Source organism: Microvirga mediterraneensis, from assembly GCF_013520865.1.
Lineage (GTDB): Bacteria > Pseudomonadota > Alphaproteobacteria > Rhizobiales > Beijerinckiaceae > Microvirga > Microvirga mediterraneensis.
Genome location: NZ_JACDXJ010000006.1, coordinates 1 through 9,696 on the forward strand (window position 1 = coordinate 1; position 9,696 = coordinate 9,696).

Sequence of the window (9,696 nt, forward strand, 5' to 3'; positions counted from 1 at the left end):
CCACGGCGTCAGGGCCTTGCCCGCGAAGCCCGCCGGCAGGATCAGGAACGTGCCTTCCTTCGCGCTCTGAAGGTCCAGCCCATGTGTGCTCGCCTTCAGCCGCTCCAGCGCCGCTGTCTCGTGCGCGGTCGCGGCCCGCAGGCTCTCCAGGTCGGCCCTGAGCCAGGCCGTCACGCTCCAGAGAAAGAGCAAGGCCGTCAGCACGATCACGCTGCACCCCAAGGCGGTCCAGGCTGGCCAGCGCCTCTGCCTGGCCTCGATCTGCTGCATCTCGGCGCTCAGAGCCGTGATCTGCTCCGCCACCGCGTCCGCCAAACTGCTTTTCATGGAACGCAGCGCGGTCTCGGACTCGGCGTGCAAGCTGCTCGCGAGCCTGGTGAGCTCGTCGCGCGCGACGCTCTCGATCTCGTGCCGCTCGCTCTGCATCTGCGAGCGCAGACGATCCGCCAGCCGGGTCCCGGCTCCATCCTTCAGCATAGATTGCCCCCTTCAGCCGCCATTTCTCAGCCGTCTCCCGGTCCTTGACCGACACGTAGTCCCGTCCCTGCCGGGTCACCTCCAGGCCGGCCTCCGCCAGCGCCCGCACGATCCCGGCCCGGTCCTGCACGTCCCCGGCCACGATCCGCTCCGACAGATAGCCGGTGATCGCCTCCCGGTCCGCCAGCCGCTCCGGGCGCTCCCGCACCGGCGGCGCCTCGCGGGCGCGCTCCGGGTCGTCCGGGCGGGCCCAGCCCTTCTCCCAGTTCAGCGCGTCCCGTAAAGGATCGTAGAGCCGCTGCCAGCCGGGCGGCGCGATATTGAGCGCCTTGCCGCTCGACAGCTCGACGCGCGGCACCACGAAGTGCAGCTCGACCCGGCTGCCCTCGGTGTGCTGATGGCGCACCCACAGAATGTCGTACTGATCCTCCTCCAGGCCAGCGAAGGCGGTGCGCTCGAATTCGTGCATCACCTGGCGCTGGTCGGCCGCGCTCGGCGCGTCCTCGGCCGCGAAGCTGATCACCCCCGAGGTGTAGCGCCACTGCCGCTCGATGCCGTCGATCAGCTCCCGCGTCCGCTCCGGCGTGCCGCGCAGCACCGTCGGTGGCGCGGCCTCGCGGCCCTCGCCCTTGGTCACGTATTCCACCGGCCCGCGCCCGCTGCCGGTGCCGCGGGCGAAGAACTTAATCAGCATGCGACGCCTCGACCGCAGCCCGCACGGCGGACAGCTCCCGGTCGATCTCGATCAGGCGGGCCACCACCGCCACCGCGTCCACCCCGCCCCGGTCGCGGTTGGCCCAGCGCGCGAGCTGGTTCAGGTTGTTGCCGATGAGCGCCAGCTGCCGCAGCAGCGCCGGGTCCACCAGCGGCCGCGAGCGGCGGCGCGCCGGCCGGGCCTCGTCGAGCGCCTGTCGCACCAGGCCGGACAGGCGCATGCCCGCCGCCTTGGCCTTGGCCTGCCAGCGGGCAAGCTCCTCCGCGGAGGCACGCACCTGCACCATGTTGCTGCGGGGGGATCGGGTCGTCATCGGGTTCCTTGGTGGGGTTCGAAGGGGAGGCGTAGCCACCCCTCGACAGCCTCGCCGGCAGGACACGCAAGTGTCATGACAAGAGTAGGCTGGCTTAAGAGCATAAATCCAGAAGCTTCAGCCCAGCAAGCCGGGTCGTCCACAACCATGTTGCGGCGGATCAGAGGGCGCGGTTTGATGATGGCGGCATGGGGGCAGACAGGGAGAAGAGGACCCGGAGAGGGGGTTGGTGTGATCCAGGTCCTCTTCTGGCTCAGGATGAGGAACCCATGGCCAGGACCGAGCATGCGCCTGTCTGTGATCCCTGTCGATCCACAAGAGGAGGTAGGGCCTCCGCCATTGACGCACTGCGCCGCTGACGCATCTTCCTCCCCATATGGGGAGAGTCTCGTGGACAAGGATGACGACTTTGACCAGCTCATCGCCAGCCTGGGCGCGGTGCTCGCGCTCACCGATGACGGCCAGGGCCTCGGCGACGGCCTCAATATCCCCTACGCCATTGACGTAGCTACCATCCGGGACAAAACCGGCCTCTCACAGGCCGCGTTCGCCCGCCGCATTGGGGTGCCCGTGGGCACGATCCGTAACTGGGAGCAGGGCCGCCGCTCGCCGCAGGGACCAGCCCGGATCCTGTTGGCCCTGCTGGACCGGAACCCGAGGATTGTCGAGGAGACCTTAGGGGGCTGAGTGCGGACGTGGGGAAACTGGTAGACGCAAGGGACTTAAAATCCCTCGGGCTCATTGCCAGCGGATTTACAGCCCGCCCCTCGTCCGGGTGCAAGGATTTGCAGTCCTCTGCGTAGCCGTAGCGCAACGGACGGAAAATCCGTTGCCGGCGGCGTTCCATAAGGCCCGTTCGGAGAAACTCGTTGCAGATGAGGCTCGCGGTCCTCCGCAAGGGTACCGAGCGGACCGCGAGCCGTCTCAGGACAGCGCAGGAGGCATCTTGCGCGCCTGAGAGGGATCAAGGCAGCTCAAGGCCAGCTGTTAAGCCGTACGGGAGCCTCGATCCGATCTGATCCTATACGATCAGATGACCCGAGGAGAACCCTGCGAAAGCCTAACCGACTGGCTTAGTGCAGCTGGTGAAGCGGGTCTGAGAAATAAACAACCAGCATGATCTGACCTGCGGCATCGGTGATCTCAATGGTCATTGTGCTGCGGGCGTCCGGCGGCAACTCATCCCAGAGGTCAGATTGAGAAATGGGCTGGATTGCTCTCACCGCCGCCTCATAGGCGGCTCTGAGGTTCGGCACGTCCTCCCCGACCTCGTCTGGAGCAAACCAATCATGGCTACGCAGATGAAGATAATAACGCGGCATCCAGGTCCAATGCGCCAGAGGAAGGGTCACCTAATAGTTCAGGTCGGGATGAGCGGGCCGCCTCTCGAAGGTGGTCCAACGCTTTCGCACATAAGACCTCTGGATCGTGTTCGCCATTAAGGGCGTGCTCGATGATAAAGCGGGCCAGGATCTGGCGTGCCTTGTAGGCCTTCATCTCATAAGGCCCCTCATGCAGCGCCTGCAAAGCGGCCTGGAAGGCATCGCCGGCCCGGCGCAAATCATCAGGACCCAGGAACCGCTCAAGGGTAGGCGATGCAAAGGATTGAAAGGGAATAATCTCAGCCATAAGGCCCTCCCATTCCTTCCGCGAGAGCATTGCTCTTGCGGGGGTGCTGGAGACTACCGTCGAGAATGCGCTCACTCAACCGTCAGTCATCCGACTTCTAATGCACAAAAAACTCCCTCGCCGGTGGAGCCAAGGAGGGAGCAGTTCCAGAAGGGAAGACCAAGAAGTCCATTTGCCAACGGCTCAGGTGTACGACTTGTTCCCACTGGGATCATGGCGGCGATGGCGCTCCTTGCCTTCAAAGATCTCACTAGTATTCCTGTGCCGCTCGGGTGGTTGAAAAAGCTGGATTAGACTGGACCTGTACTAGGGCCAAGTGCGACGGTCACGGAATGACTTCCGAATACGCTCAAACGACACCTTATCCGGTTCCATAAATGGCCTTATCGGAAATCCGGCTGCCACAGAAAGTCATCTATTCGTGGCTATGAAGGAGATCATTATTGGTTTGCTCTGGCGGCTAACGGAACGGTCAGGATAAACTTGGTGCCGGTCGACTGGCTCTCCACCTCCAGCTCACCCCCAAGCTGCCCGATTAGGCTGCGGACCAGCCGCGACCCGAGCCCGCTTTTCGGTGTGACCTTCGGTGGCATGCCCATGCCCTGATCCTGGACAGTCACCCGCAGGACCTTCTGGACATCCTCTCTGGCAATCACATCAATCGGGCCTGTTGCTCCTCCATAGGCGTACTTCACCGCATTCGTCAGAAGCTCCGTCACTACCAGCGCCAGAACCACAGCCTCATTAGTCGGCACCAGCACCTGCCCAGCATGCACTTTAATGTGCTCGGCCCACGCTTTGCCCCAAGCTTCCAGCAGTCCTTCCCGCAGCTCCTCCAGGTAGGAGCCAAAGTCGATGCTCTGGATCTGGTCCGACCGCCACAGGCGCTGATGGACGGTGCTCACCGCCATGATGCGCCGGGTCGCCTCCTCAAACTGCGCTTTGACTTGCGCGTCAGAGGTTTGCCGCGCCTGAAGCTGGAGCATCGAGTTGACGAGCTGAAGGCTGTTCTGGACGCGGTGGTGAACCTCCTGCATCAGCAGGTCCTTTTGGCTGAGCAGCGCCTCTTTGTCAGCGAGTGAGCGCCGAAGCTGCACATTCAGCTCCTTCAGGGTGGCCTGCTGGCTCAGATCAAGCACCGCGCGGCGCAGCCTAGCGACCGCTTCGATCTCAGCCAGTGACCAGGCCCGGGACTGGTGCCGCACCGTCTCCTTCCAGGTCTCGAACGAACTGCGCGGCGAGAGCTGGCCCATGCCGCCCCCTGGCTCGGCTGGCTTATGGGGATTGCCGGCCCAGTTGATCGTCTCGATGTGCTCGGCCCGAAACCAGAGCAGGACAACCGGCTCCTCGCGCGACATCACCGTCGCCAGCACGCCGCTGGCCTGCTCGGCATAGGCCGCGGCAGGGCTATAATGGCGAACAAGGCTGTTCGTAGCATAGGGGCGAGACGAATCGTGTTGAAGCAGCCAGTCCGCCAGCGCGCGGGTCTCGGCCTCGGATGGGGCGTGGCCTGCCTGGCTCACCCGATCCCGGACCACAACGGCGGCTCCGTCGCAGGGCACAAGCTTCGTCAATGGCGCGATAGCATCGAGCAAGCCCTGCTCGATCGATGCGGCTTGTACGAGCGCCTCAAGATACTTCTCACGAACAGTGGTTAGGCGGGCCGTCTGCCGGTGCAGCTCGGCATCCTCGCGTGCCTTGATCTGCTGGCTCAGGATCTGCCCCACGTGCTTACAGCTCTCGCGCAGCTCGCAGGGCACGAGCTTGGGCGAGGCGTGATGGCAGGCAATGAGGCCCCACAGGGCGCCGTCCACGACAAGCGACACCGACATGGACGCGGCCACGCCCATGTTCTTGAGGTACTGCACGTGAATGGGCGAGACGCTGCGGAGCGAACAGTCGCTCATGTCGAGCGGCTTGCCGGTTGCAGGATTGAGCGGTGGCACGAGAGGATCTGGCCGGTAGTCCACGTCCGGGATGACCCGGATGAGGTTCTGGAGGTACAGCGCCCGGGCCTGCTTCGGGATGTCCGAGGCGGGATAGCGGTGGTTGAGGAACGGATCCAGGTTGTCGGCCTTGGCCTCCGCCACCACGGCCCCGGAGCCGTCGTCGAGAAAGCGGTAGATCATCACCCGATCGAAACCGGTGAGGCGGCGAAACTCTCGGCTGGCAACCTGGATGAGCCGAGCCAAGTTGGGAGCAGCATCGAGTTCGGCGCTGATCCGGCGCACCGTGGCCAACGTCTGGGCTGCGGTCTCGGGATGCGGCGTGCTGGGTTCGAGTTCAAGGATGAGAACCCCGTCGCGCTGGTGAGCAGTCACATCCAGGTGCCTGCACGGATCGGCAGGGGCAGAGATGGCTCCGAGATACAGCGGCTCCGTCAATGGCATGCCCGCCGAGCGGATCAGGTGGACCACCTGCCCACCAAGGACCGCCTCGGCATGCTCGCCAGGAAGCCGGTCGACCACACGTCCGACAGCGCCTCTGGTCTCACCGGCCGCCTGGTGGACGATCAGCGTCTCAGGGTCAAGGGAGAGAAGGATGCCGTGGGGCTGGATGGATCCGGGAACATGGATGGGCTCGCGATCACAACTGGTGAGATCGAGGGAGGGGGTAGGCTGGCTCATGGTGGGAACCTAGCTCAACAGCTCAAGACAGACTAGCGAGGTACAATCGCCCTCATTGAAAATCGTTATGACTAACCGCCAAATGCGGTTTCGCCGTAGAGCCGTTCCATAAATGGCCTTACGCGCAATTCGCGGACTACTGGTTCATGATACTCCGCTCTGGTATGGCTGCCTGGAGCAGATTGAACCGAGCAGAAACCAACCATGTCTGAGGACAACCTTCAAATTTGGCAGCCTCGTCCACGTCCTGAGCGCGTGGTACTTCACGGGAATTACGTGCGGCTTGAACCGCTCAGCGCCGCCGCTCACGGACAGGGCCTCTTTGTGGCCTCCTCAGTCCCAGACGCCGATGCCAAATTTGCCTGGCTCTCCGAGTATCCACCAACCAACCGCGAGGACTTCCTAACCTGGGTCGAACAGGCCGAGCGCAGTACAGACCCGCTGTTTTTCGCCGTCATCGACAAGGCCAGCAATCAGGTCGCGGGACGCCAGGCCCTGATGCGCATTGACCCCACCAATGGGGTGATCGAGATCGGCAGTATCTACTGGGGACCGCTGGTCTCGCGCAGACCCGCAGCAACCGAAGCGCAGTTCCTCTTCATGAAGTACGTCTTCGATGAGCTGGGCTATCGCCGCTACGAGTGGAAGTGCAACAATCGCAACGAGCCCTCGAAGAGAGCCGCCATCCGATTTGGCTTTCAGCCCGAAGGCATTTTCCGCCAGCATCTCATCGTCAAAGGCGAAAACCGCGATACGGCGTGGTTCTCGATTATTGATAAGGAGTGGCCCGCCCTCCGCGCTGCCTATGAAAACTGGCTTGATCCCTCCAACTTCGACGCGGATGGTAGGCAAAAGCGGCGGCTGGAGGAGTTTCGGGCTTAGACCGAGGCGTACCCTTCCTGCACTCTGTTCCATAAACGGCCTTCTGCGAAATTTGCCTTCAGAATCTGCCTCTGTCCGTCCTGACAAACGCCCCGGCTATGCCGATAGCCCTTCTTCGGGGTCTGCTGGGCTCTGTCGTCTCCGAAATAGGCCTTTAGGCGCTTCCAGCGCCCCAGGATTCATGTTCTCGCGCGTCAGCGCGAGGCCGTTCTTATAATTCTGTACTCGTGGGGTTCGCGAATTTGCACCCGTACCGAGACGGAGCCACAGGCTCCATTCCTTGGAGACAATTGAAACTTTGTTAGGGTAATTCATCCAGGCCGTGCGCCGGCGCTCCTCGATGGTAACGAGAGCGAGCGTTTGCGCCTGTCTCAAGGCATTACGCACGGTCGTTTCAGAGACACCCGCGAGGGCCGCGATGTGCCCGATCGTCAGGGAACAGGCCCCGTGCTTCTTCACCTCAGACGCAACGACAGCCAGCACGGCCTGCTCGGCCAGGGTGAACTGCGCCGCCAGAGCGGGCGGCAAGCGGCCTGCGGCGGCCCAGGAGCGGCGTCTTTCTATTGAGGCAGAGGAACGAGGTCGGGAACCGACGCGCCGCCTAGCGGGCGCCCCTGTGGTCGGGATGGCTGCTCTGGCATTGATCAGGGTATCGAGGGTCTCAGCCTCGGTCTCTGTGATCTGTCCAGCCGTGAAGGCTTTGTATAGGGCTGACCGGAGCTCCGGCAGCTTCATCCGCGGCGATGCCACAACGGCACGCCGGATCTCCTCGCAAAAGGACATGCGAGCTCCCTCGGGTTGGGCCCGGCTGAGGGAGTGGCTTCAGGCAACACCTCACCATTGCGAAAAACCACTGTTTTTCGCTTGACGAAGCACGGCGATGTCAGGGAAGATCAGCGTCGCCAAACATTGATCTGTCCCGGTTCGCCGGTATGCATGAGGCCCGTCTCCCTGAGGCGGGCTTTCGTGTTTCTGGTCTCCGGCTCGCCGCTGATTTGCAAAACGCAAATCAAGACAACGGATTGCATATTGTGCCCCGGCGACTCGGCAGAGGTCAATGCCACGTTACAGGCTGGCCACAATCCGTTAACGGCACCTTAACTGTAATTCGCCACCCTGTACGACACCCGTAAAACGGGTGTCGTACAGGTGTCCAACATGACAGAAGAGTGGTTTACATACAGCGACTTAGGTGAGCGTCTTGGGATCTCATCTGAAGCTGCTCGGCAGAAAGCTATCCGCTACCGTTGGCCACGTCGTACAGCTAATGATGGCAAGGCCCAGGTGCGTGTCGACCTGGAGGAGGTAAAGGCTTCCACTTATCCTCGCAGGTCCAAGGATGATCAGCTGCCGGACGACCGTCCGACACCCGATGAGCTGCCGTCCGACACCCGAACGATTGCTGCGCTCGATGCTCACATCGAGACGCTCAAAGCCATGGTGGTGAAGGCAGAGGCTATTGCAGATCGTGAGCGCACCCGGGCCGACAGTGAACGGGCTCGTGCAGATGTTGAACGGGCAAGGGCCGACGGCCTCGTTGAGCGGATTGAAGAAGTTCTAACGGAACGCAGAAAGGGCGCAGATGACCAGCGCCAAACGATTGCAGGGCTTGAAGAGCAAATTCAGCAACTGCGTGGAATGGTCGAGTTAGCACGTCGTCCATGGTGGCGGCGGTTAGCTGGTTGATCGCCCGTTCGACGGGCGTCCGACACCCAAACGGGAAATTTACGCGCGGCAGAGTGATCAGTGGGGTCTTCTAGTTGTAGCTACCTATATGCTATACATGTATAGCAAAAGAGGATTCCGCTATGCTGGCTCTTCGCCTGCCCGACGACATCGAACAGCGCCTGGATCGGCTCGCCAAGGCCACCGGCCGCACCAAGAGCTTCTACGCCCGCGAGGCCATCCTAGAGCACCTGGATGACCTTGAGGATCTGTATCTGGCCGAACAGCGCCTGACCGACATTCGGGCTGGCCGCACCCAGACCGTGCCGCTTGAGGATGTCATGAAGCGCTATGGCCTGGAGGATTGAGTTCGATCCCGCCGCAGAGCGGGAGCTGAGCAAACTCGATCCCCAAGTGGCGCGGCGCATCCTGAAATTTCTCCGTGAGCGTGTGGCCACCCTCGATGACCCGCGCAGCATCGGCGAGGCTCTCAGGGGCTCCCGCCTGGGCGAGTTCTGGAAATACCGCGTTGGGGATTACCGCATCATCAGCCACATCGAGGACGCCGCTGTGCGCATCCTCGTGGTCAAAATCGGCAACCGCCGCGACGTGTACCGTTAACGCGAGTACCCGCCTCGGTCCCTTGGACGCTGAGGCTGGCGCTGCACCTGGCGGGCCTGCTCGGCTTGCCTCTCGGCCTCCAGGCGGGTTGCCATAGCCTCGATCACCTTCGGCAAGGCCTCGAACTGCGCCACCTGCTGCGTCCGCTCCCGGCTCTCCCGTAGCGTGAACTCGCCCGGCGTACCTCCCTTCGCCTGCCACTCCCGATAGCCGTGCAGCGCCGCCTGGGCCTGCTCCAGCGCCTGCCGTTCGGCCCCCTCCTGCTGTGATGCATGGGCTTGGCGTAATGTCTCAACCGCCCGCCCGAACAACTCGCGCCGCTCCGCCTGGCGCTGCCGCGTCTCCCAGACCCGCTTCAGGGTCTCAAAATGCGATCCAAGTGTCCGGACAGCTTGCTCAGTTGTTCGGACAAGCCCTTCGTAAAAGCCTCGGACATCGACAGCCGCTGCTCCAGCCCCTCGATCCGCGTCTGCTGCTGCTCGGAAGCGCTCACGGCCTGCCGCAACAGCTCCTGCAAGGCGCTGGTGTCCCTGTGATACGCGTCGGAGACAGCTTTGAGCGAATGCAGAAGCTCGCGCTCGAGAGGGGTTAGTTGGTTCATGGCTCAATCCAGTTTCAGGCAGGGGCGGGCCCCGCAGGTCCACGGCGTCAGGGCCTTGCCCGCGAAGCCCGCCGGCAGGATCAGGAACGTGCCTTCCTTCGCGCTCTGAAGGTCCAGCCCATGTGTGCTCGCCTTCAGCCGCTCCAGCGCCGCTGTCTCGTGCGCG

13 protein-coding genes and 1 tRNA gene are annotated in these 9,696 nt (G+C 62.8%); 6 read left to right on the forward strand and 8 right to left on the reverse strand.

The window, feature by feature from the left end:
• Together H0S73_RS25325 and H0S73_RS25330 are read right to left on the reverse strand one after the other, a co-directional pair.
• A partial coding sequence (locus tag H0S73_RS25325; RefSeq protein WP_181054992.1) for a relaxase family protein occupies positions 1-1,171 on the reverse strand: 1,171 nt, incomplete at its 3' end.
• Complete coding sequence (locus H0S73_RS25330; RefSeq protein WP_181054993.1) at positions 1,161-1,505, reverse strand: MobC family plasmid mobilization relaxosome protein; 345 nt, start codon at positions 1,503-1,505, stop codon at positions 1,161-1,163. The genes H0S73_RS25330 and H0S73_RS25325, both read right to left, overlap by 11 nt.
• A 390-nt stretch (positions 1,506-1,895) precedes the next feature.
• On the opposite strand from H0S73_RS25330, the gene H0S73_RS26000 reads away from it, so the two are divergent.
• Both H0S73_RS26000 and H0S73_RS25340 read left to right on the forward strand, forming a co-directional pair.
• Positions 1,896-2,192: a helix-turn-helix domain-containing protein gene (locus tag H0S73_RS26000; RefSeq protein ID WP_343058507.1), complete on the forward strand. Its 297-nt coding sequence runs from the start codon at positions 1,896-1,898 to the stop codon at positions 2,190-2,192.
• Between the two features lie 2 nt (positions 2,193-2,194).
• Positions 2,195-2,281, forward strand: a tRNA-Leu gene (locus tag H0S73_RS25340).
• A gap of 297 nt (positions 2,282-2,578) precedes the next feature.
• On the opposite strand, the gene H0S73_RS25345 is transcribed toward H0S73_RS25340, so the two are convergent.
• The 3 genes from H0S73_RS25345 to H0S73_RS25355 form a co-directional block, all read right to left on the reverse strand.
• Positions 2,579-2,827, reverse strand: coding sequence for a DUF6894 family protein (locus H0S73_RS25345; protein ID WP_181054995.1), 249 nt, complete (start codon positions 2,825-2,827; stop codon positions 2,579-2,581).
• Positions 2,799-3,134, reverse strand: coding sequence for a hypothetical protein (locus H0S73_RS25350; protein WP_181054996.1), 336 nt, complete (start codon positions 3,132-3,134; stop codon positions 2,799-2,801). The genes H0S73_RS25345 and H0S73_RS25350 overlap by 29 nt, the downstream gene beginning before the upstream one ends.
• 440 nt (positions 3,135-3,574) lie before the next feature.
• A complete protein-coding gene (locus H0S73_RS25355; RefSeq protein ID WP_181054997.1) occupies positions 3,575-5,761 on the reverse strand; it encodes a histidine kinase dimerization/phosphoacceptor domain -containing protein in 2,187 nt (728 codons plus the stop codon).
• A gap of 204 nt (positions 5,762-5,965) precedes the next feature.
• On the opposite strand from H0S73_RS25355, the gene H0S73_RS25360 reads away from it, so the two are divergent.
• Positions 5,966-6,643 (forward strand): GNAT family N-acetyltransferase, encoded by a 678-nt coding sequence (locus H0S73_RS25360; RefSeq protein WP_181054998.1) that lies wholly within the window; start codon positions 5,966-5,968, stop codon positions 6,641-6,643.
• 96 nt (positions 6,644-6,739) lie between these two features.
• Here H0S73_RS25360 and H0S73_RS26005 read toward each other — a convergent pair whose 3' ends face one another.
• A complete protein-coding gene (locus H0S73_RS26005; protein ID WP_246389512.1) occupies positions 6,740-7,171 on the reverse strand; it encodes a GntR family transcriptional regulator in 432 nt (143 codons plus the stop codon).
• A gap of 630 nt (positions 7,172-7,801) precedes the next feature.
• Between H0S73_RS26005 and H0S73_RS25370 the strand changes: the two genes are divergently transcribed.
• The 3 genes from H0S73_RS25370 (at position 7,802) to H0S73_RS25380 (ending at position 8,929) form a co-directional block, all read left to right on the forward strand.
• The gene (locus H0S73_RS25370) at positions 7,802-8,329 is read left to right on the forward strand and encodes a regulator of G-protein signaling domain-containing protein (RefSeq protein WP_181055000.1); all 528 of its coding nucleotides are present in this window, start codon (positions 7,802-7,804) and stop codon (positions 8,327-8,329) included.
• Between the two features lie 122 nt (positions 8,330-8,451).
• Positions 8,452-8,676 (forward strand): type II toxin-antitoxin system RelB family antitoxin, encoded by a 225-nt coding sequence (gene relB / locus H0S73_RS25375; RefSeq protein ID WP_181055001.1) that lies wholly within the window; start codon positions 8,452-8,454, stop codon positions 8,674-8,676.
• Positions 8,660-8,929, forward strand: coding sequence for a type II toxin-antitoxin system RelE family toxin (locus H0S73_RS25380; protein WP_181055002.1), 270 nt, complete (start codon positions 8,660-8,662; stop codon positions 8,927-8,929). The genes relB and H0S73_RS25380 overlap by 17 nt, the downstream gene beginning before the upstream one ends.
• Here H0S73_RS25380 and H0S73_RS25385 read toward each other — a convergent pair.
• Together H0S73_RS25385 and H0S73_RS25390 are read right to left on the reverse strand one after the other, a co-directional pair.
• On the reverse strand, positions 8,926-9,240 hold the full coding sequence (locus tag H0S73_RS25385) for a hypothetical protein (protein ID WP_181055003.1): 315 nt from the start codon (positions 9,238-9,240) through the stop codon (positions 8,926-8,928). The two genes, H0S73_RS25380 and H0S73_RS25385, sit on opposite strands and share 4 nt — an antisense overlap.
• A 44-nt stretch (positions 9,241-9,284) precedes the next feature.
• The gene (locus tag H0S73_RS25390) at positions 9,285-9,530 is read right to left on the reverse strand and encodes a hypothetical protein (protein WP_181055004.1); all 246 of its coding nucleotides are present in this window, start codon (positions 9,528-9,530) and stop codon (positions 9,285-9,287) included.
• Positions 9,531-9,696: the final 166 nt, after the last annotated feature.

Coding starts and splice junctions, on each gene's coding strand:
- H0S73_RS25330 (WP_181054993.1), bottom strand. CDS start 1,505: ATGACGACCCGATCCCCCCGCAGCAACATGGTGCAGGTGCGTGCCTCC.
- H0S73_RS25345 (WP_181054995.1), bottom strand. CDS start 2,827: ATGCCGCGTTATTATCTTCATCTGCGTAGCCATGATTGGTTTGCTCCA.
- H0S73_RS25350 (WP_181054996.1), bottom strand. CDS start 3,134: ATGGCTGAGATTATTCCCTTTCAATCCTTTGCATCGCCTACCCTTGAG.
- H0S73_RS25355 (WP_181054997.1), bottom strand. CDS start 5,761: ATGAGCCAGCCTACCCCCTCCCTCGATCTCACCAGTTGTGATCGCGAG.
- H0S73_RS25360 (WP_181054998.1), top strand. CDS start 5,966: ATGTCTGAGGACAACCTTCAAATTTGGCAGCCTCGTCCACGTCCTGAG.
- H0S73_RS25370 (WP_181055000.1), top strand. CDS start 7,802: ATGACAGAAGAGTGGTTTACATACAGCGACTTAGGTGAGCGTCTTGGG.
- relB (WP_181055001.1), top strand. CDS start 8,452: ATGCTGGCTCTTCGCCTGCCCGACGACATCGAACAGCGCCTGGATCGG.
- H0S73_RS25380 (WP_181055002.1), top strand. CDS start 8,660: ATGGCCTGGAGGATTGAGTTCGATCCCGCCGCAGAGCGGGAGCTGAGC.
- H0S73_RS25390 (WP_181055004.1), bottom strand. CDS start 9,530: ATGAACCAACTAACCCCTCTCGAGCGCGAGCTTCTGCATTCGCTCAAA.